This window comes from Serratia sp. Ae19-1, assembly GCF_059801225.1.
The window spans coordinates 192,354-218,577 of record NZ_JBCHWD010000008.1; the positions used below are offsets into that span (position 1 = coordinate 192,354).

25 protein-coding genes are annotated in these 26,224 nt (G+C 60.4%); 9 read left to right on the forward strand and 16 right to left on the reverse strand.

Annotation, left to right across the window (positions count from 1 at the left end; translation table 11 throughout):
- Positions 1-27: 27 nt before the first annotated feature.
- The 3 genes from AAIE04_RS21235 to zipA form a co-directional block, all read right to left on the reverse strand.
- Positions 28-243 carry a DUF3820 family protein gene (locus tag AAIE04_RS21235; RefSeq protein ID WP_004936441.1) on the reverse strand — a complete coding sequence of 72 codons (216 nt, stop codon included), beginning with the start codon at positions 241-243 and terminating at the stop codon, positions 28-30.
- Complete coding sequence (ligA, locus tag AAIE04_RS21240) at positions 243-2,264, reverse strand: NAD-dependent DNA ligase LigA (RefSeq protein ID WP_025160149.1); 2,022 nt, start codon at positions 2,262-2,264, stop codon at positions 243-245. Before ligA ends, AAIE04_RS21235 begins: the two co-directional genes overlap by 1 nt.
- Positions 2,265-2,343: 79 nt before the next feature.
- Entirely contained in the window at positions 2,344-3,369 is a 1,026-nt protein-coding gene (gene zipA / locus AAIE04_RS21245) for a cell division protein ZipA (protein WP_063919828.1), read from the reverse strand.
- Positions 3,370-3,590: 221 nt separating this feature from the next.
- Here zipA and cysZ point away from each other — a divergent pair, with 221 nt between their 5' ends.
- The 5 genes from cysZ (at position 3,591) to crr (ending at position 8,493) form a co-directional block, all read left to right on the forward strand.
- The gene (gene cysZ, locus AAIE04_RS21250; RefSeq protein WP_498577653.1) at positions 3,591-4,349 is read left to right on the forward strand and encodes a sulfate transporter CysZ; all 759 of its coding nucleotides are present in this window, start codon (positions 3,591-3,593) and stop codon (positions 4,347-4,349) included.
- Between the two features lie 185 nt (positions 4,350-4,534).
- Complete coding sequence (cysK, locus tag AAIE04_RS21255) at positions 4,535-5,503, forward strand: cysteine synthase A (RefSeq protein WP_016926786.1); 969 nt, start codon at positions 4,535-4,537, stop codon at positions 5,501-5,503.
- A 399-nt stretch (positions 5,504-5,902) separates the two neighbouring features.
- On the forward strand, positions 5,903-6,160 hold the full coding sequence (gene ptsH, locus AAIE04_RS21260; RefSeq protein ID WP_004936458.1) for a phosphocarrier protein Hpr: 258 nt from the start codon (positions 5,903-5,905) through the stop codon (positions 6,158-6,160).
- 46 nt (positions 6,161-6,206) lie between these two features.
- Complete coding sequence (gene ptsI / locus AAIE04_RS21265; protein ID WP_025160148.1) at positions 6,207-7,934, forward strand: phosphoenolpyruvate-protein phosphotransferase PtsI; 1,728 nt, start codon at positions 6,207-6,209, stop codon at positions 7,932-7,934.
- A 49-nt stretch (positions 7,935-7,983) separates the two neighbouring features.
- On the forward strand, positions 7,984-8,493 hold the full coding sequence (gene crr / locus AAIE04_RS21270) for a PTS glucose transporter subunit IIA (RefSeq protein ID WP_004936467.1): 510 nt from the start codon (positions 7,984-7,986) through the stop codon (positions 8,491-8,493).
- Between the two features lie 76 nt (positions 8,494-8,569).
- On the opposite strand, the gene AAIE04_RS21275 is transcribed toward crr, so the two are convergent.
- The 10 genes from AAIE04_RS21275 to AAIE04_RS21320 all read right to left on the reverse strand — a co-directional run bounded on the left by AAIE04_RS21275 (position 8,570) and on the right by AAIE04_RS21320 (position 18,103).
- Entirely contained in the window at positions 8,570-9,892 is a 1,323-nt protein-coding gene (locus AAIE04_RS21275; RefSeq protein WP_025160147.1) for an ATP-binding protein, read from the reverse strand.
- 6 nt (positions 9,893-9,898) lie between these two features.
- The gene (locus tag AAIE04_RS21280; RefSeq protein WP_016926783.1) at positions 9,899-10,579 is read right to left on the reverse strand and encodes a response regulator transcription factor; all 681 of its coding nucleotides are present in this window, start codon (positions 10,577-10,579) and stop codon (positions 9,899-9,901) included.
- A 255-nt stretch (positions 10,580-10,834) separates the two neighbouring features.
- Positions 10,835-11,716: a cysteine synthase CysM gene (gene cysM, locus AAIE04_RS21285; RefSeq protein ID WP_063919973.1), complete on the reverse strand. Its 882-nt coding sequence runs from the start codon at positions 11,714-11,716 to the stop codon at positions 10,835-10,837.
- Positions 11,717-11,800: 84 nt separating this feature from the next.
- Positions 11,801-12,889, reverse strand: a complete 1,089-nt coding sequence (gene cysA / locus AAIE04_RS21290) for a sulfate/thiosulfate ABC transporter ATP-binding protein CysA (protein ID WP_019453850.1) — start codon at positions 12,887-12,889, stop codon at positions 11,801-11,803.
- Positions 12,879-13,754: a sulfate/thiosulfate ABC transporter permease CysW gene (gene cysW, locus AAIE04_RS21295; protein WP_019453851.1), complete on the reverse strand. Its 876-nt coding sequence runs from the start codon at positions 13,752-13,754 to the stop codon at positions 12,879-12,881. The genes cysA and cysW overlap by 11 nt, the downstream gene beginning before the upstream one ends.
- Positions 13,754-14,593, reverse strand: a complete 840-nt coding sequence (gene cysT, locus AAIE04_RS21300; RefSeq protein ID WP_019453852.1) for a sulfate/thiosulfate ABC transporter permease CysT — start codon at positions 14,591-14,593, stop codon at positions 13,754-13,756. The genes cysW and cysT overlap by 1 nt, the downstream gene beginning before the upstream one ends.
- The gene (locus tag AAIE04_RS21305; protein WP_019453853.1) at positions 14,594-15,616 is read right to left on the reverse strand and encodes a sulfate ABC transporter substrate-binding protein; all 1,023 of its coding nucleotides are present in this window, start codon (positions 15,614-15,616) and stop codon (positions 14,594-14,596) included.
- Between the two features lie 201 nt (positions 15,617-15,817).
- Positions 15,818-16,717, reverse strand: a complete 900-nt coding sequence (locus AAIE04_RS21310; RefSeq protein ID WP_019453854.1) for a Dyp-type peroxidase — start codon at positions 16,715-16,717, stop codon at positions 15,818-15,820.
- A gap of 177 nt (positions 16,718-16,894) precedes the next feature.
- The gene (locus AAIE04_RS21315; protein ID WP_019453855.1) at positions 16,895-17,482 is read right to left on the reverse strand and encodes an RpoE-regulated lipoprotein; all 588 of its coding nucleotides are present in this window, start codon (positions 17,480-17,482) and stop codon (positions 16,895-16,897) included.
- A gap of 156 nt (positions 17,483-17,638) precedes the next feature.
- Positions 17,639-18,103 (reverse strand): DUF2919 domain-containing protein, encoded by a 465-nt coding sequence (locus tag AAIE04_RS21320; RefSeq protein WP_019453856.1) that lies wholly within the window; start codon positions 18,101-18,103, stop codon positions 17,639-17,641.
- 176 nt (positions 18,104-18,279) lie between these two features.
- Between AAIE04_RS21320 and AAIE04_RS21325 the strand changes: the two genes are divergently transcribed.
- Entirely contained in the window at positions 18,280-18,678 is a 399-nt protein-coding gene (locus AAIE04_RS21325; RefSeq protein ID WP_019453857.1) for a YgiW/YdeI family stress tolerance OB fold protein, read from the forward strand.
- Positions 18,679-18,720: 42 nt separating this feature from the next.
- Here the strand turns inward: AAIE04_RS21325 and AAIE04_RS21330 are convergent, their stop codons facing one another.
- A complete protein-coding gene (locus AAIE04_RS21330; protein WP_004936504.1) occupies positions 18,721-19,146 on the reverse strand; it encodes a GNAT family acetyltransferase in 426 nt (141 codons plus the stop codon).
- Positions 19,147-19,350: 204 nt separating this feature from the next.
- Between AAIE04_RS21330 and amiA the strand changes: the two genes are divergently transcribed.
- The 3 genes from amiA to AAIE04_RS21345 all read left to right on the forward strand — a co-directional run bounded on the left by amiA (position 19,351) and on the right by AAIE04_RS21345 (position 21,673).
- The gene (amiA, locus tag AAIE04_RS21335; protein ID WP_019453858.1) at positions 19,351-20,232 is read left to right on the forward strand and encodes an N-acetylmuramoyl-L-alanine amidase AmiA; all 882 of its coding nucleotides are present in this window, start codon (positions 19,351-19,353) and stop codon (positions 20,230-20,232) included.
- A gap of 65 nt (positions 20,233-20,297) precedes the next feature.
- On the forward strand, positions 20,298-21,218 hold the full coding sequence (gene hemF, locus AAIE04_RS21340; RefSeq protein ID WP_019453859.1) for an oxygen-dependent coproporphyrinogen oxidase: 921 nt from the start codon (positions 20,298-20,300) through the stop codon (positions 21,216-21,218).
- Complete coding sequence (locus AAIE04_RS21345) at positions 21,218-21,673, forward strand: YaiI/YqxD family protein (protein WP_004936514.1); 456 nt, start codon at positions 21,218-21,220, stop codon at positions 21,671-21,673. Before hemF ends, AAIE04_RS21345 begins: the two co-directional genes overlap by 1 nt.
- Before the next feature lie 22 nt (positions 21,674-21,695).
- Here the strand turns inward: AAIE04_RS21345 and AAIE04_RS21350 are convergent, their stop codons facing one another.
- Together AAIE04_RS21350 and AAIE04_RS21355 are read right to left on the reverse strand one after the other, a co-directional pair.
- Positions 21,696-23,936, reverse strand: a complete 2,241-nt coding sequence (locus AAIE04_RS21350; protein ID WP_498577654.1) for a TonB-dependent receptor domain-containing protein — start codon at positions 23,934-23,936, stop codon at positions 21,696-21,698.
- Between the two features lie 123 nt (positions 23,937-24,059).
- Positions 24,060-26,186, reverse strand: coding sequence for a S9 family peptidase (locus AAIE04_RS21355; RefSeq protein WP_498057681.1), 2,127 nt, complete (start codon positions 26,184-26,186; stop codon positions 24,060-24,062).
- Positions 26,187-26,224: the final 38 nt, after the last annotated feature.

Genomic DNA, 26,224 nt, shown 5'->3' on the forward strand with positions numbered 1-26,224 from the left:
AAAAAAGACGGGCCAAGGCCCGTCAGATCAGCTTTTCTTCAGCGGCTTGACCAGGTGGTCAAGCCCTTCGATTTTAATCGCCAGCGTCATCTCCATCAGCATGCCGAGCTTGCCTTTGGGGAATTCGCCTTTGCGAGCGAACCACAGCAGGTACTCTTCGGGCAGGTCGATCAGCACCCGCCCCTGGTACTTGCCGAACGGCATCACGGTATTGGCGATCTCCAGCAGGTTTTCTTTTTCCATCAGTCACCCAGCAGGCGGATCATCTCCGCTTCATCGATCACCGCGATACCCAGCTCCTGCGCCTTCGCCAGCTTGGAACCGGCCGCCTCGCCGGCGATCACCAGGTCGGTTTTCTTCGATACGCTGCCACTGACCTTAGCGCCCAGCGCCGTCAGGCGATCTTTGGCTTCGTCACGCGACAGCTGGCTCAGCGAACCGGTCAGCACCACGGTTTTGCCGGCGAACGGGCTGTCTATCTCTTCCGCCACCACCACCACCGGCGCCGGCCAATGAATGCCGATCTCAGCGCCCACCAGCTCGTTGATCACCTGCTGATTGAGCGCTTCATCGAGGAAGTTGCGGGTGTGTTTGGCCACCACTTCACCGACGTCCGGCACTTCTTTCAACGCCTCGATATCGGCGGCGAACAGCTTCTCCAGCGAACCGAAATGCGCCGCCAGGTTGGCAGCGGTCGCCTCACCGACCTCGCGAATGCCCAGCGCGTACAGGAAGCGGGCGAAGGTGGTCTGCTTGGATTTCTCCAGCGCGTTGACCAGGTTCTGCGCCGATTTCGGCCCCATGCGATCCAGGCCGGTCAGAATGCCGGCGGACAGGCGGAACAGATCGGCCGGATTCTTCACGTACTCCTTGTCCACCAGCTGCTCGATGATCTTGTCGCCCATGCCCTCTACGTCCAGCGCGCGACGGGAAACGAAGTGCTTCAACGCCTCTTTGCGCTGCGCACCGCAGATCAGCCCGCCAGTGCAACGCGCCACGGCCTCGCCTTCCACGCGCTCAACGTCGGAACCGCACACCGGGCAATGCAGCGGGAACACCACTTCGCGCGCATCCTGCGGCCGGCGGTCTTCCAGCACCCCCACCACCTGCGGGATCACGTCGCCGGCGCGGCGCACGATCACCGTATCGCCGATGCGCAGCCCCAGACGCTCGATTTCATCGGCGTTGTGCAAGGTCGCGTTGCTGACGGTCACCCCAGCCACCAGCACCGGCTCAAGGCGGGCCACCGGCGTAATCGCGCCGGTGCGGCCAACCTGAAACTCCACTTCGCGCACCACGGTGATTTGCTCCTGCGCCGGGAATTTGAACGCCGTCGCCCAGCGCGGCGCGCGCGCCACGAAGCCCAGCGTTTCCTGCAGGTCGATGTCGTCAATCTTGATCACCACGCCGTCGATGTCGAAACCGAGCTGCGCGCGGTCCTGCTCGACCTGGCGATAAAACGCCAGCACTTCCTCGCTGCCGGTGCGGCGTTGGGCGCGATCGCTGACCGGCAGACCCCAGGCTTTGAACTGCATCAGGCGCTCAAAGTGGCTGCGCGGCAGCTCGCCGCCTTCCAGCAGGCCAACGCCATAGCAGAAGAAGGTCAACGGACGTTTGGCGGCAATACGCGGATCGAGCTGACGCAGCGAGCCGGCGGCGGCGTTGCGCGGATTGGCGAACACCTTGCCGTCTTTGCGCCGGGCTTCTTCGTTCATTTGCTCAAAACCGGCCTGCGGCATAAACACTTCGCCGCGCACTTCCACCCGGCGCGGGATGTTGTCGCCGGTCAGGCGCAGCGGGATGGCGCGGATGGTACGCACGTTGGCGGTGATGTTCTCACCGGTGGTGCCGTCGCCGCGCGTCGCCGCGCGCACCAGCTCGCCGTCTTCGTACAGCAGGCTGACCGCCAGGCCATCCAGCTTCAGTTCGCAGCAGAAGGTCAGCGGATCGCTGCTCTTGAGCCTATCTTGCACGCGCTTGTAAAACGCCAGGAAGCTCTCTTCGTCAAACACGTTGTCCAGCGACAGCATCGGCACTTCGTGACGCACCTGGTCGAACGCCGCCAGCGGCGCCGCGCCCACGCGCTGGGTCGGCGAATCGGCGGTGACCCACTCAGGATGCGCGCTCTCCAGCTCGCGCAGCTCGCGCATCAGACGGTCATATTCCGCATCCGGCACTTCCGGCGCATCCAGCACATGATACTGGTATTCATGATGGCGCAATGTGGCTCGTAGTTGATTGATTTGTTGGATTATCGATTCCATGGCTCACCATCAAAGATAAAAAACCCCCGGCTAGCGGGGGCTTTGTTGTTACGGATGTTCAGTGCGCGCGGCAACCCGATCAGGCGTTGTTTTCCAACACTTCACGGATGCGCGCTTTGTAGGTTTCCAGCTTCTGCGGCGTCATCATGCGGCGCTCGTCGTCCAGCACCACGCCGCCCACGTCGTCGGCGATGCGCTGCGCCGACTGCAGCATCAGCTTGAAGTTCTGATTGGCGTCGCCGTAAGACGGCACCATCATGAACATCGACACGCCCGGCGTGGAGAAGTCGGACATCATGTCAGGATCGAACGATCCCGGCTTGACCATGTTCGCCAGGCTGAACAGCACCGGGCCGCTGCCGGCCGGGCTGATATGGCGGTGGAAGATGCCCATCTCGCCAAACTGGAAGCCCGCCTGCAACACGCTCTGCAGCAGCACTTCGCCGCCGATCACGCCGCCCTGATGGGCCGCGACGTGCAACACCAGCACGGTCTCTTTCAGCTTAGCCGGAATTGGCGCAACCGCCGGCTGTTGTGGCTGCGGCGCAGGTTCCTGCGCCGGCTTCGCTGCCGGCGCGGGCTGCACAGGGGCCGGTTCGGCGTGGAATGCCGGTTCCGCCACCTGCGGCGCCTCATGTTCATGCGGCAGATCGTCGACGCGCGGCTCGCGGCGCGCGGCCGGTTGCGGTTGCTGCGGCTCGGCCTGTTCTTCGTCCGGCGCGTAGTTGTTCAGCAGGATGTCATCATACTCCGGCCGCTGAGACAGCGGAGGCGGTGTCTGATGAGCGGCCGGCTGAACGGCGCGGGGCGCTGGCGCAGCCGCCGGAGCGGGCTTCGGCGCGGCCACGGGTTCTTCGCGTGCGGCATCGAAATGGCCGAATGACGGCTCGTCTTGCGGGTGAGCGGCGCGCACGCGCACCTCACCGACGCCTTCTTCGAGATCGTCGATCGGAGTTTGTTCACGTTCCTTTTGGGAACGTTTGGCTGGGCGATCGCGGAAGAGCGCTGACCGTTCTTTGCGACTGGTCCACAGACCGTGCAATAACAGCGCTATTATGGCGATCGCGCCAACAACGATTAATATCAGACGCAAATCCTGCATCATTGCTATCTCTGTTGTTCCAATACATTGCCACCGCGGCAAACATTCACTCTTTAACTCTATTTGCCCGCGCACACAAGTGCAAGTCCGTGCTGAACTTTATGCCAATAAAGATGATTATACTGCCTTTTTCTGCTGGTTTTTCAGCCAACCCTACCCTAGCCAGTGGAAAATCATCCCTATATGATAATGATGCCTGTTCAGACAACGAGATAACTTAAGATATGTCCTATACGCAGCCCCCTTCCCGCCCGACCAGCGGCATTCACTATTTCGCCGAAGGCTGGCGCCTGATTTCACGCCCGGGGATTAAACGCTATGTGGTCCTGCCGTTGCTGGTCAACGTGCTGCTGATGGGCTCCGCTTTCTGGTGGCTGTTCAGCCGGCTCGGCGACTGGATCCCGGCGATGATGAGCCACGTGCCCGACTGGCTGCAATGGTTGAGCTACCTGCTGTGGCCGCTGGCGGTCGTTTCGGTGCTGCTGGTGTTCAGCTATCTGTTCAGCACCATCACCAATCTTATTGCCGCGCCGTTCTGCGGCCTGCTGGCGGAACAGCTCGAAGGCAGCCTGACCGGCAAACCGCTGCCGGACACCGGCCTGCTCGGCATCGCCAAAGATCTGCCGCGCATCATGGCGCGCGAATGGCGCAAGCTGATGTATTACCTGCCGCGCGCGCTGCTGCTGCTGGCGCTGTATTTCGTGCCCGGCATCGGTCAGACGGTGGCGCCGGTGCTGTGGTTCCTGTTCAGCGCCTGGATGCTGGCGATCCAGTATTGCGACTACCCGTTCGACAACCACAAGGTGAGCTTTGCCGACATGCGCCGCGCCTTGCGCCAGCACAAAACCGACAACCTGCAGTTCGGCGCGCTGGTCAGCCTGTTCACCATGATCCCGATCCTGAATCTGGTGATCCTGCCGGTCGCCGTCTGCGGCGCCACCGCGATGTGGCTCGATCGCTACCGCTCGCAATTCGTCCGATAATCGCCGTTTTTTACCGCCGATAGCGCGGGAATTTTCGACAGGGCGCGCATTTCGCGCCCTTATCATTGTGCTTAAAACTTATTTCCTAATAACATATAGATATACCAATTCTTTACTTCCCTGCCGGTACTGTTAGCGTATGCTTTCGATGTTCCCCACATTTTCATAGAGTTAAAGGACGGGCTATGAGCAAGATATATGAAGACAACTCATTAACAATCGGCCATACGCCGCTGGTTCGTCTGAACCGTATCGGCAACGGACGCATTCTGGCCAAGGTTGAATCACGCAACCCGAGCTTCAGCGTCAAATGCCGCATCGGTGCCAATATGATTTGGGATGCGGAACAACGCGGCGTGTTGACCGCCGGCAAGGAACTGGTAGAGCCCACCAGCGGCAACACCGGCATCGCGCTGGCCTTCGTCGCCGCCGCGCGCGGTTACAAGCTGACGCTGACCATGCCGGAAACCATGAGCATCGAGCGCCGCAAGCTGCTCAAGGCGCTGGGCGCCAACCTGGTGCTGACTGAAGGGGCGAAAGGCATGAAGGGCGCCATCGCCAAAGCGGAAGAGATCGTCGCCACCGATCCGAACCGTTACCTGATCCTGCAACAGTTCAGCAACCCGGCCAACCCGGCGATCCATGAGAAAACCACCGGCCCGGAAATCTGGGAAGACACCGATGGGGAAGTCGACGTGTTCATCTCCGGCGTCGGCACCGGCGGCACGCTGACCGGCGTCAGCCGCTACATCAAGAACACCAAAGGCAAGGCCATCACCACCGTGGCGGTCGAGCCGACCGACTCGCCGGTCATCAGCCAGGCGCTGGCCGGTGAAGAGCTGAAACCGGGCCCGCACAAGATTCAGGGTATCGGCGCCGGTTTCATTCCGGGCAACCTCGATCTGGACCTGGTGGATCGCGTCGAGAAAATCTCCAACGACGAAGCCATCAGCATGGCGCGTCGCCTGATGGACGAAGAAGGCATCCTGGCGGGCATCTCCTCCGGCGCGGCGGTCGCGGCGGCGGTAAAACTGGCCGAAGAACCGGCGTTCGCCGACAAGACCATCGTGGTGATACTGCCGTCTTCCGGCGAACGTTATTTGAGCACCGCGCTGTTTGCCGATCTGTTCACCGAGCAGGAATTGCAACAGTAATTCCTGCACTGCACAAATCGCTAAAAAAGCACCCTGCGGGGTGCTTTTTTGTGGACTGGATCAAACTTTATAGCAGTCCAAGATTGCTTTTGCCCGTCTCCTTTAGTATTTAACGGTGCATTATTTCGATGCGCAAAATTAATCTCCCCCCGAGCCCGGTCAAGGCTGAATCGATTTACTCATCTGTCGCCGACGCGTCGAATCGGGCATAATGGGGAGCGGATTGGAACGACGTCTAAAGCCGAGTTTTTTGATCTGAAGTGCCTAACGCGTCGTTTTCTGTTGCATCAACGTTCGCCCCTGTCCATAGTCAGGCGCTATAACCAGGCAAGCTAAAGTCAGGCCCCTGGGCTAAACTTTAGCACCACAACATTAATCCAATAAGTTGGGGAAACATCAATGTTCCAGCAAGAAGTTACTATTACCGCTCCGAATGGTCTGCATACTCGCCCTGCCGCTCAGTTCGTTAAAGAAGCCAAAGGCTTCACGTCTGACATCACCGTGACCTCCAACGGCAAAAGCGCCAGCGCTAAAAGTCTGTTCAAACTGCAAACTCTGGGGCTGACTCAAGGGACCGTAGTGACCATCTCCGCTGAAGGTGAAGACGAGCAGAAAGCCGTTGAGCACTTGGTAAAACTGATGGCAGAGCTTGAGTAATCGGCCCGTCTTTTTAGTTAACACCAGTCAAGAGTAAGGTAGGGTTATGATTTCAGGCATTTTAGTATCACCGGGCATCGCTTTTGGTAAGGCTCTCTTGCTGAAAGAAGACGACATTGTCATCAACCGGAAAAAAATCTCTGCTGATCAAGTAGAGCAGGAAGTCTCGCGTTTTCTGGCCGGCCGCGCGAAAGCGTCCGAACAGCTGGAAGCGATCAAGACCAAAGCTGGCGAAACCTTCGGCGAAGAGAAGGAAGCTATCTTCGAAGGCCACATCATGTTGCTGGAAGACGAAGAGCTTGAGCAGGAAATCATAGCCCTAATCAAAGATGAGCTGGCCTCCGCAGACGCCGCCGCCTACACCGTGATCGAAGGTCAGGCGAAAGCATTGGAAGAGCTGGACGACGAATACCTGAAAGAACGCGCCGCCGACGTGCGCGACATCGGCAAGCGCCTGCTGCAAAACATCCTGGGCATGCCGATCGTCGATCTGGGCTCCATTCAGGACGAAGTGATCCTGGTGGCCACCGATCTGACCCCGTCAGAGACCGCGCAGCTGAACCTGGACAAAGTGCTGGGCTTCATCACCGACCTCGGCGGCCGTACCTCCCACACCTCCATCATGGCGCGCTCCCTGGAGCTGCCGGCGATCGTCGGTACCAGCGACGTGACCAAGCAGGTGAAAAACGACGACTACCTGATTCTGGACGCGGTTAACAACAAAATTTACGTTAACCCGACCGCTGACGTTATCGATCAGCTGAAGGCCGCCCAGAACCAATACATCACCGAGAAAAACGATCTGGCCAAGCTGAAGGACCTGCCGGCGATTACGCTGGACGGCCATCAGGTTGAAGTCTGCGCCAACATCGGCACCGTGCGCGACGTCGCGGGTGCAGAGCGCAACGGCGCGGAAGGTGTCGGCCTGTATCGTACCGAATTCCTGTTCATGGACCGCGACTCGCTGCCGACCGAAGACGAGCAGTTCCAGGCTTACAAGGCCGTGGCGGAAGCCATGGGCTCGCAAGCGGTGATCGTCCGCACCATGGACATCGGCGGCGACAAAGACCTGCCGTACATGAACCTGCCGAAGGAAGAGAACCCGTTCCTCGGCTGGCGCGCCATCCGCATCGCGATGGACCGCCGTGAAATCCTGCATGCCCAGCTGCGCGCCATCCTGCGCGCCTCGGCGTTCGGCAAACTGCGCATCATGTTCCCGATGATCATCTCCGTGGAAGAAGTGCGCGATCTGAAAGGCGAAATCGAGACGCTGAAGGCGCAGCTGCGCGAAGAAGGCAAGGCGTTTGACGAGAGCATCGAAGTGGGCGTGATGGTGGAAACACCGGCTGCGGCGGTCATCGCTCACCACCTGGCGAAAGAAGTCGACTTCTTTAGTATTGGGACAAACGATCTAACCCAGTATACTCTGGCGGTAGATCGCGGCAACGAGCTGATTTCTCATCTCTATAACCCGATGTCCCCATCAGTACTTGGCCTGATTAAACAGGTTATTGATGCATCTCACGCGGAAGGCAAGTGGACCGGCATGTGCGGTGAACTGGCTGGCGATGAGCGTGCTACACTGTTGTTATTGGGCATGGGGCTGGATGAGTTCAGCATGAGTGCGATTTCAATCCCGCGCATCAAGAAAATTATTCGCAACACGAATTTCGAAGATGTGAAGGCGTTGGCAGCGCAAGCCTTGGCACAGCCAACGGCACAAGACCTGATGAATTGCGTCAATAAATTCATCGAAGAAAAAACGCTCTGCTAAACTTCCACGACACTGGAACGCCGCCCAATTTAATGCTTAGGAGAAGATCATGGGTTTGTTCGATAAACTGAAATCTCTGGTTTCTGATGACAAGAAAGACACGGGCACTATCGAGATCGTCGCTCCCCTTTCTGGCGAAATCGTCAATATCGAAGATGTGCCGGACGTAGTGTTCGCTGAAAAAATCGTTGGCGACGGTATCGCTATCAAACCGGCCGGCAACAAAATGGTTGCTCCGGTTGACGGCACCATCGGCAAGATTTTCGAAACCAACCATGCATTCTCTATCGAATCCGACAGCGGCATTGAGCTGTTCGTCCACTTCGGCATCGATACCGTAGAACTGAAAGGCGAAGGCTTCAAACGCATCGCCGAAGAAGGTCAGCGCGTCAAGAAAGGCGACGTCGTTATCGAGTTCAACCTGCCTCTGCTGGAAGAGAAAGCCAAGTCGACCCTGACGCCGGTCGTTATCTCCAACATGGACGAGATCAAAGAGCTGATCAAACTGTCCGGCAGCGTAACCGTTGGCGAAACCCCGATCATCCGCATCAAGAAGTAATCGCGGATGATCAATAAAAAACGGCGCCCTCGGCGCCGTTTTTTTTATCCCTTCGGGGTATCCCCATCTCGCTGCGTCATGACGACCAGCGCGGCACGCGCAGAGTGATGATCAGCCCCTCTTTGTCGCCGTTGCGCGCCTCAACCTGGCCGCCGTGCGCCAGCACCACCTTGCGGGTAATCGCCAGCCCAAGGCCGTAGCCCTTGCCCGACAGCGCCGATTTCACGCGCACGAAAGGATCGAAGATGCTCGACAGCTTCGACTCCTCGACGCCCGGCCCCTGATCGCTGACGGCGATCTGAAACTGATTGTCGACGCGCGACAGCGCCACCGTCACCCGCTGACCGTGGCTGGAAAAGCGCAACGCATTACGCACGACGTTATCCACCGCACGCCGCATCAGCTCCGCATTGCCCTTGACGGTGTACTCCACATCCGATTCGGCCTGCAGCACGATATCCACGCCGGGCACCTGAGCCTCGTAGCGCGCATCGCTCACCACCGCGTCCACCAGACCATACAGATCGAAATACTCTTCGTCCGGCAAGCTGCTGTGTTCGGTACGCGACAGCGCCAGCAGTTCGCCGATCATTTTGTCCAACCGCCCCGACTCATGTTCGATGCGCTTCAGCGAGGTTTCGACGTTGCCGGCATTCTGCCGCGCCAGACCGATGGCCAACTGCAGGCGCGCCAACGGTGAACGCAGTTCGTGCGAAACATCGTGCAGCAACTGCTCGCGGGCGCTGACCAGCAACTCCAGCCGCTCGGCCATGGTATCGAAATCGCGCGCCACGTCAGACAGTTCGTCATGACGCCGCCGCATATTCGGGTACAGCCGCACCGACAGATCGCCCTGCGCCACCCGATCCAGGCCGCCGCGCAGCTGACGCATCGGGCGGGTCAGGTTCCAGGCCAGCACGGCGCTGAACAGCAAACCGCCCAGCCCGCCGACCCACAGCATCGGCGCTGGAATGTTGAAGAAGTGGGAACGCCGCTCCGGCCGATACTCTTCCCGCAGCCCGCGCACGTTATAACTCAGCCAGTACCCCTGCCCTTCTCCAGTTTGCACCCAGGCGGAAATCTCTTTCGGCATCCGCCGCCCTTCAAACACCGGTTCTTCCGGCTCAGGCGGCGGTTGGGTCATCGGCGTAACGGACAGCAGACGCCGATCGTCCTCCGGCCAGTCGCGCATCAGGGCTTCCAGCGCCGGCATGCCGCCGCTGCGCAACTGGGTGGTGGCGGAGGTCAGCAGCAAGCCGATCGCCCGCCGTGCCATGGAATTCTCCGGCGGCACATAGCGGTCGCCATAAAGAGAAAACGCCACCCACAAGGCCTGCGTCATAATGAGGAAGGTCAGCCAAAAGCCGAGCAAAATTTTCCAGAACAGTCTTCCGCGCATGTCTGGTTACCGTATGCGATAGCCGATGCTGCGCACCGTCTCGATGCTCAGCTTACTGCCGGCCAGCGCGCTCAGCTTCTGGCGGATATTGCTGATATGCACGTCCACGCTGCGATCATAGGCCTCGCGCGGGCGCCCCAGCCCCTTCTCAGACAGTTCGTCCTTCGACACCACGCGATCCGGCGCGCGCAGCAACAGCTCCAGCAGATTGAATTCCGAAGCCGTCAGATCAAACGCCTTGCCCCGCCATTCACTGCTGCGTGTAGAAGGGTTCAGCGTCAGCTCACCGAAGCTGATGGCGGCCTCTTCGTCCGCCTCTTGCGGCCGCTCTTCGAAACGGCGCAGCACCGCGCGCAGACGCGCCACCAATTCGCGCGGATAGCATGGCTTGGGCATGTAATCATCGGCCCCCATCTCCAGGCCAATCACCCGATCGATGTTGTCGCCTTTGGCTGTCAGCATGATGATCGGCAGCCGGCTCTTTTTACGCACGTCGCGCAGCACGTCGATGCCGCTCATGTCCGGCAGCATGATGTCGAGGATCATCGCGGTATAGTCGCCCGACAGCGCGCCTTCTACCCCCGCCTTGCCGGTCAGCACCAGCGTGGCGTCGAAGCCTTCGCCCGTCAGGTATTCGCTCAGCATGGTGCCAAGCTCCAGGTCATCGTCGACCAGTAAAATTTTCATGCCTTGCTCCTTCACCGATTTTCGTTATTTTCCCGCCAATTCCGCCGGCCCGCAGCCGGTTTTACTCAATCCTTACACATCGCTCTTTGCGTCTCGCCACCGTTATTGTGGCCGCTGTTGCGCGATTTCTCTACTTCAGTCAGGGGATTGGCGCGCGAGCAGGCGATAGCCGCCGCTTCGGCGGGCCGGACAGGCAGTCTGTAACAGGGAGGTGAGAAGGCGTTTCCCGGCGGGACGCGCCGCCGGGAGGGGGACTCAGTCGAATACGCCGGTGGAGAGGTAGCGATCGCCGCGATCGCAGACGATCGCCACCACGACGCTGCCGGGGTGAGCCGCCGCGACGCGCAGGGCGCCGACTACCGCGCCACCGGAGCTGACGCCGCAGAAGATACCTTCACGCTGCGCCAACTGACGCATGGTCTGCTCGGCATCGCCCTGTTCGATATCCAGCACCTGATCCACCAGCTCCGGGCGGAAAATGCCCGGCAGGTAAGCGGGTGCCCAACGGCGAATACCGGGGATGCTGCTGCCTTCCGCCGGCTGCAGGCCGATGATCTGCACCTGCGGGTTCTGGCTCTTCAGGTAACCGCCCACCCCGGTAATGGTGCCGGTGGTGCCCATGCTGGAAACGAAGTGCGTGATGCGCCCTTCGGTCTGGCGCCAGATCTCCGGACCGGTAGTGGTGAAGTGGGCATAGGGGTTGTCCAAGTTATTGAACTGATCCAGCACCTTGCCCTGCCCCTGGCGCTGCATCTCCAGCGCCAGATCGCGCGCGCCTTCCATTCCCTGTTCACGGCTGACCAGGATCAGCTCGGCGCCGTAGGCACGCATTGCCGCCTGCCGCTCCAGGCTCATGTTCTCCGGCATCAGCAGCTTCAGCGTATAGCCTTTCAATGCAGCGATCATCGCCAGCGCAATGCCGGTGTTGCCGCTGGTGGCCTCGATCAGCACGTCGCCGGGCTTGATCTCACCGCGCAGCTCCGCCTGCTGGATCATCGCCAACGCAGCGCGATCCTTCACCGATCCCGCCGGGTTATTGCCTTCCAGTTTGACCCATACTTCGCTGCCCGCCTGGGCGGCCAGCCGTTGCAGTTTTACCAGCGGGGTATTCCCGATGCATTGTTCGAGCGTTGTCACGATCTTTGCCTGTGTGTTGTTGATGTACGTAAAGTAAAAAGGCAACCCTGGGGTTGCCTTGAATAAAAGGGCAGCTAAAACCTATCAGGCGCTTTTGGCTAACGCAACAGGTTGCAGCAGTTGATCGCCGGCATACAGCCGCGCATTGAGGCTGCCGACGTAATAGCGGCCGCCGCGCACCGGCGTGGCGTTGCCTTCCGACAGTACCACGCTGATCGGTTCCTGGTGCCAGCCGATCGGTTGCACCGTCAGCTGCCAGAAGTGGCCGCGCGGGCTGACTTCCAGCACCTGTACCGGCAGCGGGCAGCGCTCGCTGCTCTCAGTCGCCACTTCCATTTCCCACGGGCGCAGGAACAGATCGACGCTGCCCTGATGCATCGGCTGGAACGACAGCGGCCACTGGTGCGCACCGACGAACAGCTGGGAACCGCGAATTTCGCCGTTCAGGCGGTTCACTTCCCCCATGAATTCCAGCACGAAGCGGCTGGCCGGTTCGCGCATGATTTCGATCGGCGAACCGACCTGTTCGATATTGCCCTGGCTCATCACCACGATGCGGTCGGCCACTTCCATCGCCTCTTCCTGATCGTGGGTGACGAACACGCTGGTGAACTTCAGCTCTTCATGCAACTGACGCAGCCAGCGGCGCAGCTCTTTGCGCACCTGCGCATCCAGCGCGCCGAACGGTTCGTCCAGCAGCAGAATTTGCGGTTCCACCGCCAAGGCGCGCGCCAGCGCCACGCGCTGTTTCTGGCCGCCGGACAGCTGCGACGGATAGCGGCTGGCCAGGTGGCCCAGCTGTACCATTTCCAGCAGCTGAGTGACTTTCTGTTTGATCGCCGCGGCGTTCGGACGCTCGCGACGCGGCAGTACGGTCAGGCCAAAGGCGATATTGTCGAACACCGTCATGTGGCGGAACAGCGCATAGTGCTGAAACACGAAGCCCACACGCCTGTCGCGCGCGTGCATGTGGCTGACATCGGTGCCGTGGAAGCCCAGTTTGCCGCCGCTCTGGCTTTCCAGCCCGGCGATGATGCGCAGCAGCGTGGTCTTGCCGGAACCGGACGGCCCGAGCAGCGCCACCATCTCGCCGGAAGCAATATCGAGCGAGATATCGTTCAATACCTTGGTGCGACCGAAGTACTTGTTGATGCCGTTAATCTCAATGCTCATGATTTTCCTCCCGCTCGAGACGCGCGTTCTGGCGTTCCAGACGCCACTGCAGCGCACTCTTCAAAAATAGGGTAACGATCGCCATCAGGGTCAACAGCGCGGCGGCGGTAAAGGAGCCGACGGTGTTGTAATCCTGCTGCAACAGCTCGACCTGCAGCGGCAAACTGTAGGTTTCGCCGCGAATCGAACCGGACACCACCGACACCGCGCCGAACTCGCCGATGGCGCGCGCGTTGGTCAGCACCACACCGTATAGCAACGCCCAGCGAATGTTGGGCAGCGTCACGCGGCGGAACATCTGCCAGCCGGACGCCCCCAGAAGAATGGCGGCCTCGTCTTCCTGGCTGCCCTGGCTGAGCATCATCGGCACCAGCTCGCGCACCACGAAGGGACAGGTGACGAAAATGGTCACCAGCACCATGCCCGGCCAGGAGAACATGATCTGGATGTTATGCGCGTCCAGCCAGCCGCCCAGCAGGCCGTTGCTGCCGTAAAACAGCAGGTAAATCAGCCCCGCCACCACCGGTGAAACGGCGAACGGAATGTCGATCAGCGTCAGCAGCAGCTGGCGGCCGGGGAAGGTGAAACGCGTCACCAGCCACGCCAGCAAGGTGCCGAACACCAGGTTGAACGGCACGGTGATCAGCGCGATCAAGACCGTCAGCCAGATGGCGTGCAGCATGTCCGGATCGAGCAGGTTGCTCCACATCGCGCCGAACCCTTTGGAGAAGGCCTCGGCGAAAATCGACATCATCGGCACCACCAGCAGCAGCACCGAAAACAGCGCGCCGATGGCGATCAGCGTCCACTTGCCCCAGTTGACGCGCGGGCGCTCGGCGCCGTTGAAGGCGGAAACATCAGCCATCAGTGCCCTCCTCCCAAACGTCTGCCGAAGCGGCTTTGCAATACGTTAATGCTGAACAGCAGCAGCAGCGACGCCGCCAGGATCACCGAAGCGATAGCGCTGGCCGCCGGGTAATCGAACTCCTGCAAACGTACAAAAATCATCAGCGAGGTCACTTCCGTCTTCCAGGCGATGTTGCCGGCGATGAAAATCACCGCGCCGAACTCGCCCAGGCTGCGGGTAAAGGAAATGGCGGTGCCGGCCAGCAGTGCCGGCGCCACCTCGGGCAACACCACGCGGCGAAAACTCTGCCAGCGCGTGGCGCCCAGCGTCTCGGCCGCCTCTTCGTATTCCGGCCCCAGCTCTTCCAAAACCGGCTGCACGGTGCGCACCACAAACGGCAGGCTGGTGAACGCCATCGCCACCGCGATCCCAAGCCAGGTGAAGGTGACCTTAATGTCAAAGTGCGCCAGCCACTGACCGTACCAGCCAGTGGTGGAAAACAGACCGGCCAGCGTCAGGCCGGCCACCGCCGTCGGCAGCGCGAACGGCAGATCGATCAGGCCGTCCAGCAGCGAACGGCCGGGAAAACGGTAGCGCGTCAGGATCCAGGCCATCAGCATGCCGAACACCGCGTTGAACAGGCTGGCGACGCCGGCGGCCAGCAGCGTCACTTTGTACGCCGCCACCACCTGCGGGTTGGAAATCACTTCCCAATATTGCGCCAGGCTCATCTGCGCCAGCTGCATCACCAGCGCGGTGAGCGGCAGCAGCAGGATCAGACAGGTATAAAACAGGCTGCTGCCGAGGCTGAGGCCAAATCCGGGCAGCACCCGCTTACTGGACGACAACGCCAACATTTACTTGCGCCCTGCCGCTAACAGCTGATCCAACTCGCCGCCGGTGGCGAAGTGAGTTTTCATTACCTGCGGCCAACCGCCGAACTGGTCTTCCACCCGGAACAGTTTGGTGTCCGGGAATTGCCCTTTCGCCGCCGCCATCGCTTTCTGGTCATAGACGCGGTAGTAGAAGCTGGTGATCACCTGCTGCGCCGCCGGGCTGTAGAGGTAGTTCAGATAGGCTTTGGCCGCCTGCTCGGTGCCGTTGCGCTCGACGTTTTTGTCGACCCAGGCCACAGGAAACTCTGCCAGAATATCGACCGGCGGCACGATCACTTCGTACTTGTCTTCACCGTATTGCTTACGAATGTTGTTCACTTCGGACTCGAAGCTGATCAGCACGTCGCCCAAGCCGCGTTCGACGAAGGTGGTGGTCGCGCCGCGGCCACCGGTATCGAACACCAGCACGTTTTTCAGGAAACGAGTCATAAAGGCGCGGGTCTTGGCCGGATCGTTGCCGTCAGCCTGGCTGGCGGCGCCCCAGGCGGCCAGATAGGTGTAGCGGCCATTGCCGGAGGTTTTCGGATTCGGGAACACCAGCTTCACGTCGTCGCGCACCAAATCGTTCCAGGTGTGGATGCCCTTCGGGTTGTCCTTGCGCACTAAAAATGCCATGGTGGAATAGAACGGCGAGCTGTTGTTGGGCAGGCGCGCCTGCCAGTCCGCCGGGATCAGCTGCCCACGATCGTGCAGGATCTGCACGTCGGTCACCTGGTTGTACGTCACCACGTCGGCGCGCAAGCCCTGCAGGATAGCCAGCGCCTGCTTGGAGGAACCGGCGTGCGACTGTTTGATGGTCAGCTTGTCGTTCGGGTGCTGTTGATTCCACTGCTGTTCAAAGCCGGGGTTCAGCGCGACGAACAATTCACGGGAAACGTCATAAGAACTGTTCAGCAATTCCGCCGCCGACGCTGCGCCGCTCGCCAACAGCGCAGCCGCCAGCCAACCTTTCAGCACGAGATTTTTAACCCGGTTTTGTTTCATTCTGCACCTTATCACTGAGTCAGTCCTTCAGGCTTTCGCCTTATTGACGACCAGTGTATTTATAACTCGGTGCGGAGCTGTAACGCTTTTATATACCGTTTAGTGATTTACAAGCATCAAACGCTATAAGGCAGGAAAAGAGCGGCGTTTTCGGGTCGGGAATGCGGGCCGAAGCCGGGCGCGCCGGCTTCGGCAACGGCGTCAAAGTGACAGCAGGCGCGTCAGCGATGGCGCAAAGTAGTAGCTGCCGGTCACCGCTCGGCTGAAACGCAGCATCGCGTCGCGTTTGCCGTCCAGATCGCCGAACATGCTCAGCAGCTGCTGCTCGATATTGTGCAGGCGCGCGCAATAGGCGATGAAGAACAGGCCGTGCTTGCCGCTGGCGGTGCCGTAAGGCAGGCTCTGGCGCAGAATCTTCAGGCCCTTGCCGTCCTCTTTCAGATCGACACGGCTGACGTGCGAAGTATCCGGGCGCTGGTCCGCCGGCAGCTCTTCGCTGTCGTGCTTGGTGCGGCCGATGATCTGCTCCTGCTGTTCGGTGGTAAAACGCTGCCACTGGCGCAGGTTGTGCTCGTAACGTTGCACCAGCACGTAGCTGCCGCCCGCATCCTCTTCACCCTCGGCGATCGTCGCCACTGCCGGGCGCTGGTCGCCCTGCGGGTTTTCGGTGCCGTCGATGAAGCCGCTCAGATCGCGCTCTTCCACCCAGCGGAAGCCATGGGTTTCTTCTTCGATCTTGATGACGTTACCGAACGCCGCCAACGCGGCCTGCGCCAGCGTAAAGTTGACGTCGTGGCGCAGCGACTGAATGTGGATCAGCATATCGCGCTGGGTGGCCGGCGCCAGTCCTTTGCCGAGCGGCGTAAACGGCTTCAGTTCTTTCGCGCCCTGGCCGCTGGAGAGATCGTGCCAGACGTCATAGCCGAAAGCGATAACCGCGCCGAGGCGCGCATCGGGAAACTGCTGTTGCAGCTCGCTCAACGTCTGACAAAACTGTTTGCAGCCCTGGCGCAAATCGGCGAATTCGCCCTGTACGCTGGCTTCCATAAAAATGGCGAAACGGCAGTGCTCCAGCAGAATGCCGCTCTGAACCTGTGTCATGTTGTTATCCTCAATACCAGAATCCGGCAACAGGTATGGCGGTTGACGCGCGGGTTCCCTGTTACAAACGCGCGCTATGATACCGCAAGCACGGGCGATTGCCTTGCAGCAGCGCAAAGAAAATAGGGGTAATGGCTTGAAAAGGCAGGCGCCGCACACCGGCGCCCGTTGACAGCGTTACTGCTGCGGTTTGGCGTGCCAAACGATCTTGCTGACCGTCCAGCTTTTCAGGGTGTCGTCCGGCGGGATGATATCCTGCGCCCCGGCCCACTTGCCGCTGAAGATGTAGGTGACGTACTTGCTCTGCTCCGCCACGCACTCCACCTTGCCGGCGTCTTCGCCGCTGCCCGGTTTACAGGAACCGAACGCCTTGCTGTACATGTCGCCGAACGGCGTGCCGAGCTTGTTGCCCCACTCCGTCGCCACTTTAGGATCCATCACGTCCACCCGCTGCAGGCGCCCTTTCGGTTCGCCGGTGATCACCAGCTTCACTTCGTCGCCGGACAGCGCCTGATAGTAAGAGACGATCTGGCCGTTGTTGGTCGCCATGCCGCCGCGCAGGCGGTAGTTGCCGTCCAGCCCGTCGTTGATGGCGCTTTCCGACATCGGCGTGCCGGCGTTGAGCTTGCCGACGCCCTTGGCGCCGACCTCCAGGCTGCTGCCGAACCAGTTGAACGGCGACAGGCTGGACCAGGAGAAATTGGACATGCTCGAACAGCCGGTCAGTAACAGCGGAAGCCCTAACAGCAGGGGGCGAATATTCATCTCTAGCTCCTTAAACATCAATGGCACGGGGCGGTAACCCGCCCCTGCCGCACTCGGCGTTTTGCTGCGTGCCAGCCTCTCACAACGGCCCGCACTACGCCAACGGTTGCCTGCTTGGAGTGCGGAAAATGCGAAAAGTGCCGCACTTCTCGGCAATTAGTCAGCCTGCTCCGCCGGCGCGAAACAGGCTTTCAGGCGCGCATTCAGCAGCAGATAGCTCAGCGCCAGCGCGTCGAACAGCGCCAACGCCAACTCCAGCCCCGGCGCATCGCCGTCCTGGCGCCACAGGCTGAACAGCGAGCCGCCGAGCGACGCCAGCAGAGAGGCTGCCAACACCCAGCGCCAGCCGCGCCACAGCCGCGGCCATTGGTGGCGACGGCCGCTCAGCAAAAACGCCAGCGCCGCCGGCAGACCGAGCAGCATGCCGTACCAAAAGCGTTGGGTATCCGGATAAAACAGCGCCAGCAAGCTTTCGCCCTGCTCGCGCGAAGCGCCGGCCATCACGAACAGCAGCCAGGTGCGCGCCTGCAGAATCAGCACGGCCCAAAACCCCAGCGGCAGCCGCAGCGTGCCGTGCTGATCGTAATCGTCCGGGGAAAAGCGGGGTGAGAATGGCTTCAACGGTCGTTCCTTGCCAACAGAATAAAAAGACTATGGCTACAGATGGGCGCCGGCGATGGGAATTTCAATGCGTCGGCTTAAGAAGCTCTTAAGATCGGCGTGTTTTAATCCTTATCACCAAGCAAGCACCCGATATCAGCGGGATGTGATTTTCGATAACGATAAGGAAGCGCAACATGAAAAAACTGACTCTGGCCGCTCTGATCGCGCTGTGCAGCGCACCGGTACTGGCACAACAAGGCGGGTTCCTCGATCCGGCCGCGCCGCAGGCGCAAACACAGCCTGCTCCGCAGGGCGGTTTCTCCGGCCCCAGCGCGGCGCTGACCACCGTGGACAAGGTGAAATCGCTGAGCGACGACACCTGGGTGATGCTGCAGGGCAACATCGAACAGCGCATCGGCGACGAAACCTATACCTTCCGCGACGCCACCGGCACCCTGACGGTCGATATCGACCGCAAACGCTGGAACGGCCAGACCGTTACGCCGAAAGACAAGGTGCAGTTGGAAGGTAAAGTGGATAAAGACTGGAACAGCCTCGAAGTGGACGTGAAAACCGTCAAAAAGCTGCCGTAATGCGCTGCGGCGGGCGGTGCAACGCCGCCGCCCGCTGCCTGCTCAATATTCCTGATCTTCGATCAGCCGCTTGCCCAGGCTGGTGATGCCCTGGATCTCGTAGCCGAGCTTCTCGTACATCTCGACCACCGTGTCGTTGTCTTCGCGCACCATAATCTGGATCTTCGGGCAGCCACGGGCGATCAACTTCTTCTCCAGACGGTTGATCAACGCATTGGCGATGCCGCGCCCGCGATAGTCGGGATGCACCCCGAGGTAATAAGCCGATCCGCGGTGGCCGTCATAGCCGCCCATCACCGAACCGACCACTTCACCGCCAACCTCCGCCACCAGGAACAGCTCCGGGTCGTGGTTCAGCTTGCGCTCGATGTCCATTTCCGGATCGTTCCAAGGGCGCAGCAGATCGCAGCGCTCCCACAGGGTAATGACTTCTTCAAAGTCGTCTTGTCGAAATACGCGAATTTCCATCGATGTTGGCCGCTGTTAATTAAGGTGTTTATCTGATTATCGCGTGATTATTCACTTACGCAATATCAAACTGCGATTTACCGCGCTATTTGCCCGGAAATCGCCGGTAACAGGCGTAATAAATGGAAATAGTTATCGGGTCGATTAATGATTATCAATACGATATAACGTCGCAAAATAGAAACGTCGATGGAGCGTTGCGTAATGAAAAAGCAGGGTAAACCATTCCTCAATTTTAAACCGCTTGCCGTTTCCCCGACGCGACGCCAACTTTTGCTTTCCGGCCTGGCGGTGGCGCTGCTCGGCGTAAAAAGCCAAAGCGCCAAGGCGGAAGGCCTGCTGCGCAATCAGCACAGCAAACCGGCGGCAAAACCGATCGGCGGCAAAAAGCTGGTGATGATCGATCCCGGCCACGGCGGCATCGATTCCGGCGCGGTCGGCCACGAAGGCTCGCAGGAAAAACACATCGTGCTGGAAATCGCCAACCACGTGCGCCGTTTTCTGCATGAGCACGACCACGTCGAAGCGCGCCTGACGCGCGAAGAAGACGAGTTCATTCCGCTGTTCCAGCGGGTGGAGATCGCCCACCAGCACCAGGCCGATCTGTTCATTTCGATTCACGCCGACGGCTTCACCAGCCCATCGGCCTCCGGCGCTTCGGTGTTCGCCCTGTCCAACCGCGGCGCCAGCAGCGCCATGGCGCGCTACCTGTCCAACCGTGAAAACGCCGCCGACGACGTGGCGGGCGGCAAGTACAAGGATCAGGACAACTACCTGCAGCAGGTGCTGTTCGATCTGGTGCAAACCGATACCATCAACAACAGCCTGACGCTCGGCCGCCACGTGCTCGGCCAGATCCGCCCGGTGCACCACCTGCACAGCGACAGCACCGAACAGGCGGCGTTCGCGGTGCTGAAATCGCCGTCCATTCCCTCAGTACTGGTAGAAACCTCGTTCATCACCAACCCGAACGAAGAGCGGCTGCTGGGCACCACCGCGTTTCGCGAGAAAATAGCCCGCGCCATCTCGGACGGCATCATCAATTTCTTCGATTACTTCGATGCCCACCAGCGCAAACCCCGCTGATGCCGCGGGCGGCGAATAAGAGTATACTCAGCGCCTTGTTCAGCCAGACGCTATAAAGACCCCGCATGAGTTTACCTAACATCGCTGAAGTAAAATCCTTCCTGCTGGCGCTGCAGGATCATATCTGCGCGCAGCTCGCCCAGGCCGACGGCGGCGCCACGTTCACCGAAGACCAATGGACGCGTGAAGAAGGCGGCGGTGGCCGCAGCCGCGTGCTGACCAACGGCGCGGTGTTCGAACAGGCGGGGGTCAACTTCTCGCACGTCTCCGGCGCCACCCTGCCGGCCTCGGCCACCGCGCACCGTCCGGAACTGGCCGGGCGCAGTTTCCAGGCGATGGGCGTCTCATTGGTGATCCACCCGCTCAGCCCCTACGTGCCCACCAGCCACGCCAACGTGCGCTTCTTCATCGCCGAAAAGCCGGGCGAAGCGCCGGTGTGGTGGTTCGGCGGCGGCTTTGACCTAACGCCGTTCTACGGTTTCGCAGAGGATGCCGTGCACTGGCACCGTACCGCGGCCGAGCTGTGCGCGCCGTTCGGCGACGAGGTTTACCCCAAATACAAGCGGTGGTGCGACGATTACTTCTTCATCAAGCACCGCAACGAAGCGCGCGGCATCGGCGGCCTGTTCTACGACGATCTGAACACCCCGGACTTCGACCACTGTTTCGCCTTCACCCGTGCGGTGGGCCAGGGCTTCCTCGACGCCTATCTGCCGATCGTCGAAAAACGCAAGGCCTTGACCTGGGGCGAGCGCGAGCGCCAGTTCCAGCTCTATCGCCGCGGCCGCTACGTGGAGTTCAACCTGGTGTGGGATCGCGGCACGCTGTTCGGGCTGCAAACCGGCGGGCGCACCGAGTCCATTCTGATGTCGATGCCGCCGCTGGTGCGTTGGGAATATAACTACCAGCCGGAAGGCGACAGCCCGGAAGCGGCGCTGGCGCGCGATTTCCTGCCGGTGCGCGACTGGCTGCAGGAGCCGAAATGATGCAGATTTGGGTCGATGCGGACGCTTGTCCGAACGTGATCAAAGAGGTGCTGTTCCGCGCCGCCGATCGCACCGCCATCACCGTGACGCTGGTGGCGAACCAGCCATTGCGCACGCCGCCGTCGAAGTACATCCGTTCACTGCAGGTGGCGGCCGGTTTCGACGTGGCCGACAACGAGATCGTGCGCCGCTGCGAAGCGGGCGATCTGGTGATCACCGCCGACATTCCGCTGGCGGCGGAGGTGATAGAGAAAGGCGCGGTGGCGCTGAACCCGCGCGGCGAGCGCTATACGCCGGACACCATCCGCGAGCGCCTCAACATGCGCGATTTTATGGATACCCTGCGCGCCAGCGGCATTCAGACCGGCGGCCCGAACGCCCTGAACCAGCGCGACCGCCAGCAGTTCGCCAACGAGCTGGACAAATGGCTGCTGCAGGCAAAACGGGCGCAGTGACTGCGCCCTGCTCTGCTGCGGTTTAGAAGCGTACCTCCCCGCCGAAGATATAAGTCCGCCCACGGGCGGTGTTGGTCGGCGTGAAATCTTGTGACTGCGACGGTAGCGAGTTCATCTTGTTCAGCGCGTCCGAATAGTCTTTGTCCATCAGGTTTTGCACGCTGAGCTTCAGCAACAGATTGCGATTCACCTGATAGGTGCCGTACAGATCGATAATGGTCGGAATATGCGGCGCCGGCTCCTTCATCAACTGTTCGTTTTCATCGGGAGTGGAATCAGGCGACAGGCGCACCGCTTTGCCGGTGTATTTCACCACCCCGCCCAGCGTCAACGTCTCGTCCAGCAGGCGCACCCCGCTGTCCAGCGTGAAGTAGAATTCCGGCAGTTCGCTGATGTCGCCCGCGCCGAATTCGTTGCTGGCCTGGTTGGTCGGCTGGGAAGTATGCTCCTTGCTTAACGACAGTTTGGTGAAGGCGAAACCGGCGTCGTACAGCGCTTCGAGCTCCACCCCGCGCATTTTGACCGGCTCGGGAGCGTTGCTGTACATGGTCATTTTGACGTTGGCGTCCGCGTTATCCCACTCTTCCTGCGTCGCCTGCGAGCGATTGCACTTCTGGCGATTTTTACACACCAGGTAGGATTGGCTGGAAATGTAGTTTTTGATCCTGGTTTCGAAATAGACCGCTTTCAGTTGGAAGCTGTCCTGCTTGAACAACAGATCGTGGGCATTGGCATTGAACCCGCCCTGCCAGGTCTCCGCTTTTTCGCCCTTGAGGAACGGGTTCATCGATTGCCCTTCGCTGTTGGCGAAGAACACCTCCTGGATATTCGGCCCGCGCATCGACTTGCTGTAGCTGACGAACGGCTGCAGCCACGGCGTCACCTGCGCCGACAGCATCACCGACGGGTTGAAGCCGTGTTCGTTGCGGGTGATATTGCTGGCGCCCTGCGGGAAGCATTCTACGCGCTCGTCACAGGCCGGCTTATAACCGGAGAGACGATAGGCGGTGTAGTTCAGATCGAAATTCCCCTGCCAGATGCCGTAGTTAGCTTGCAACCCGCTGTACAGGCTGGAGATATCTTGTTTGCCGGCAATGCCCACCGGCATGCTTTCCGCCTGATTGTCATCCGTCACCAAGCCGGAGGCCTTTTTCTTATACTCGTTGCGCACCAGCTTGCCGCCGTAGCTGAAGGCGAAATCGACGTCCTGCAGGCTGAAACGGCTGGTGTTGTTGATATCCAGCGCATCGGAGATGTTTTTCGCCGTGCTGTCGCTGAACCCCGCCATGTTGTCGGACATGAACTGCTGCTTGCCGCGGCTGGTGCTGGCGGTCAGGTTGAAATCGATCAATTCCGAGAACGGCGCGTAGTGATATTTGAGGTAGAAATCGTCGCTGTCGATGTGGCGGCGGGTGATTTTATTCTGGTAGCTGCGCGCCGACAGTTCGATGCTGTTGAAGGCATCCGGCTTGATGTCCACTTTGAACAGTTGGGATTTCGGGTTCTGGCGGTAGGTTTTATCGACGTTGAACATCTCGCTGTCGAAACCGGCGCCGTTTTTGTAGTTGGAGGTGATGGAGCTGCCGCTGATCGCCGCCATCGCCCCCAGGCTGCCGCCGTCGGCAAAGGCGGCGGTTTTGGCGCCGACGGCGATCATGCCGCTGCGGCCGATGCCGTTATTGCCCACCGAGAATTTGGTACGCACGCCGAACGGGTTGTCGCCAAATACTACGTCGTCCACGCCGATAGTGCGGAAGTTGGCGCTGCCCGCCAGGGCGTTGACGCCGTCGGAACCGGTGGCGTTGCCGCGCGCCACGTCGACGCCGACGATAAAGTTAGGATCGATCAGCGCCCCGAACTGGCTGGTGGGCAATCCCCCGTGCGCTGCGTCGCTCGGCGAGTTGCCGTAGTAGTTTTGCGTGATGCCATCGACCATGGTGTTGACCCGGCCGAAACCGCTCAGGCCGCGTATATTGACGCTGACCGATCCCTGGCCGGGATCGATCTGGGTATAGGTGCCCGGCATGCTGCGCAGAATGCTGTCCACCGACTCCAGATTTTTGTTTTCATCGCGCGAGCTGAACGCGCCTGGCCTGGCCAACGCGTCTTTTTCGCTGCTTTTGCCGCTCTCGGCAGCCGAGACGTTAAGCGGGCTGAACGCCACGCTGCCTTTATTATTTTCCGCCTGTTCCTGCGCGGCCGCAGCCGGCCCGTGCAGCGCCAGTCCCGCGCCGATCAGGCTCGCTATCATTTTGATTTTCATATATCCCCAGAAATAGCCAATAAGGTTTGATGGCCGACAATGCCCAGCAAAAAGCCCGCCGAAAACGCGGTAAATAAGGTTGTTATTGTTTTATTGCGCCGCAGCGTGCCGCGGCGCTGAAGGTTATTTCTGCGCCTGCCGGTCCGCCGCCAGAATAAAGGCGTACTCCAGCGCGCCGGTTTCCAGCCGCGCCAGGCGGCCCGATTTGCCGCCGTGGCCGGCGGTCATGTCGGTGGAGAGCAGCAGCAGTGAATCGCCCTGTTTGAAACGCCGCAGCTTCGCCACCCATTTGGCCGGCTCCCAATACTGCACCTGCGAGTCGTACAAACCGCTGGTGACCAGCAGGTTCGGATAACGCTGCTTGCGCACGTTGTCGTACGGGCTGTAGGACTTCATCAGCGCATAGGCGGCCGGCTGGTTCGGGTTGCCCCACTCCTCGTATTCGCCGGTGGTCAGTGGAATGCTGTCGTCCAGCATGGTGGTCACCACGTCGACGAACGGCACCTGCGCCACCACCGCGTTGTACAGCTGCGGCGCCTGATTGATCACCGCCCCCATCAGCAAGCCGCCGGCGCTGCCGCCCATGGCGTAGATGCGCCCCGGCTGGCCGTAGCCGTCTTTGATCAACGCCTGGGTGGCGTCGATGAAGTCGTTGAAGCTGTTCGGTTTGTGCGTCAGCTTGCCCTGTTTGTACCAGCTCTGTCCCAGCTCGCCGCCGCCGCGCACGTGGATCAGCGCATAGACGAAGCCGCGATCCAGCAGGCTGATGCGGTTGGCGCTGAACGCCGGATCCATGCTCATGCCGTAAGCGCCATAGCCGTAGACCAGCAGCGGGTTATGGCCGTTTTTGAACAGCGATTTGCGATACACCAGCGAGACCGGTACCTTCACGCCGTCCCGCGCTGCGATCCAAATGCGCTCGCTGTGATACAGGCTGGGATCGACGCCTTTCACGTCCTGCTGTTTGAGCAGGGTGCGCTCGCCCTTATTCAGATCCCACTCATAGGTGCGGGTCGGCGTGGTCATCGCCGAATAGCCGTAGCGCAATCGATCGCTGTCCGGCTCCGGGTTATAGCCCAGCCAGGCCATGTAGCTGGCGTCGTCGAACGGGATGGCGCGCTCGGTTTTACCGTCCCAGCTGATTTGCCGCAGCTGTACCAGCCCGTTGGCGCGTTCCTGCACCACCAGCCAGTCACGGAACAGGCTGAAGCTTTCCACCTCGTGCTGCGCCTGCGGCGCAATCAGCGTCTGCCAGGGTTTACCCGCCGCCGCCGTACGGTACAGGCCAAAATTCGGGTCCTGATGGTTGGAACGCAGATAGAACTCGCCGCGGTAGTGATCGAGGTAATACTCGCGGCCGTTTTGTCGGGCGGCGAACAACTGCGGCTCGCGCTGCGGCTGGCTGGCGTCGATCAGGCGCACTTCGGAAGTGGTATTGCCGCTGATGGTGAGTATCAGGTAATCGCGTGAGGATGAGCGGCCGAGGCTGAGGTAAAACGCCGGATCGTTTTCCTGGTACACCAGCTTATCTTGCGCCGTCGGCGTCCCGTACTGATGGCAGTAAACCTGATACGGCAACAGCGTTTGCGGGTGGTTGCGCACGTAGAACAGGGTTTGATTGTCGTTGGCCCACAGCATGTTGCCGGAGGTATTTTCCAGCGTTTCCGGCGACCAGCTGTCACTGCCTATCTCCCGCAGGGAGATGCGGTATTGGCGGCGGCCCTGCAGATCTTCGGCCACCGCCAGACGGCGGTTGTCCCGGCTGACGTCCATTGCCCCCAGTCGATAATAGGCCTGGCCGGCCGCGCGCTGATTGGCGTCCAGCAAGGTTTGCCACGGCGCGTCGGCGGTGAGCGCCTGGCGCTGATACAGCGCGAACTCTTTACCGGCGGCGTAGCTTTCCTGATAGCGATAGCCGTTGAGCTGATAGGGCACCGAACGATCGTCAGGATTCATGCGGCCCAGCATCTCCTGATACAGCGTGGCGCGCAGCTTCTGGTACGGCACCATCATTTGCTCGGTGTAGCGGTTCTCCGCCTTCAGGTAGTCCAGCACCTTCTGCTCTTTTCGGCTGTCGTCGCGCAGCCAGTAATAATCGTCGATGCGCGTCTCGCCGTGGGCAGTTAGCACTTTCGGCGCGCGTTCCGCCAACGGCGGCTGCGGTTGCGCCAGCGCGGCGCCGGCGACGCCTAAAGAAAGCCAGAACGCGGCCGCAATGCGGCGGCGCGGGGTGAATAACAGCGGGTTCATAATCCCTCACGAAGTTTGAAAAGGCGGACGGCAGCGAG

Bases quoted from the DNA above. Each gene is read 5' to 3' on its own strand.
- AAIE04_RS21235 (WP_004936441.1), bottom strand. From the start codon at position 243: ATGGAAAAAGAAAACCTGCTGGAGATCGCCAATACCGTGATGCCGTTC.
- ligA (WP_025160149.1), bottom strand. From the start codon at position 2,264: ATGGAATCGATAATCCAACAAATCAATCAACTACGAGCCACATTGCGC.
- zipA (WP_063919828.1), bottom strand. From the start codon at position 3,369: ATGATGCAGGATTTGCGTCTGATATTAATCGTTGTTGGCGCGATCGCC.
- cysZ (WP_498577653.1), top strand. From the start codon at position 3,591: ATGTCCTATACGCAGCCCCCTTCCCGCCCGACCAGCGGCATTCACTAT.
- cysK (WP_016926786.1), top strand. From the start codon at position 4,535: ATGAGCAAGATATATGAAGACAACTCATTAACAATCGGCCATACGCCG.
- ptsH (WP_004936458.1), top strand. From the start codon at position 5,903: ATGTTCCAGCAAGAAGTTACTATTACCGCTCCGAATGGTCTGCATACT.
- ptsI (WP_025160148.1), top strand. From the start codon at position 6,207: ATGATTTCAGGCATTTTAGTATCACCGGGCATCGCTTTTGGTAAGGCT.
- crr (WP_004936467.1), top strand. From the start codon at position 7,984: ATGGGTTTGTTCGATAAACTGAAATCTCTGGTTTCTGATGACAAGAAA.
- AAIE04_RS21275 (WP_025160147.1), bottom strand. From the start codon at position 9,892: ATGCGCGGAAGACTGTTCTGGAAAATTTTGCTCGGCTTTTGGCTGACC.
- AAIE04_RS21280 (WP_016926783.1), bottom strand. From the start codon at position 10,579: ATGAAAATTTTACTGGTCGACGATGACCTGGAGCTTGGCACCATGCTG.
- cysA (WP_019453850.1), bottom strand. From the start codon at position 12,889: ATGAGCATTGAGATTAACGGCATCAACAAGTACTTCGGTCGCACCAAG.
- cysW (WP_019453851.1), bottom strand. From the start codon at position 13,754: ATGGCTGATGTTTCCGCCTTCAACGGCGCCGAGCGCCCGCGCGTCAAC.
- cysT (WP_019453852.1), bottom strand. From the start codon at position 14,593: ATGTTGGCGTTGTCGTCCAGTAAGCGGGTGCTGCCCGGATTTGGCCTC.
- AAIE04_RS21305 (WP_019453853.1), bottom strand. From the start codon at position 15,616: ATGAAACAAAACCGGGTTAAAAATCTCGTGCTGAAAGGTTGGCTGGCG.
- AAIE04_RS21310 (WP_019453854.1), bottom strand. From the start codon at position 16,717: ATGACACAGGTTCAGAGCGGCATTCTGCTGGAGCACTGCCGTTTCGCC.
- AAIE04_RS21315 (WP_019453855.1), bottom strand. From the start codon at position 17,482: ATGAATATTCGCCCCCTGCTGTTAGGGCTTCCGCTGTTACTGACCGGC.
- AAIE04_RS21325 (WP_019453857.1), top strand. From the start codon at position 18,280: ATGAAAAAACTGACTCTGGCCGCTCTGATCGCGCTGTGCAGCGCACCG.
- AAIE04_RS21330 (WP_004936504.1), bottom strand. From the start codon at position 19,146: ATGGAAATTCGCGTATTTCGACAAGACGACTTTGAAGAAGTCATTACC.
- amiA (WP_019453858.1), top strand. From the start codon at position 19,351: ATGAAAAAGCAGGGTAAACCATTCCTCAATTTTAAACCGCTTGCCGTT.
- hemF (WP_019453859.1), top strand. From the start codon at position 20,298: ATGAGTTTACCTAACATCGCTGAAGTAAAATCCTTCCTGCTGGCGCTG.
- AAIE04_RS21345 (WP_004936514.1), top strand. From the start codon at position 21,218: ATGCAGATTTGGGTCGATGCGGACGCTTGTCCGAACGTGATCAAAGAG.
- AAIE04_RS21350 (WP_498577654.1), bottom strand. From the start codon at position 23,936: ATGAAAATCAAAATGATAGCGAGCCTGATCGGCGCGGGACTGGCGCTG.
- AAIE04_RS21355 (WP_498057681.1), bottom strand. From the start codon at position 26,186: ATGAACCCGCTGTTATTCACCCCGCGCCGCCGCATTGCGGCCGCGTTC.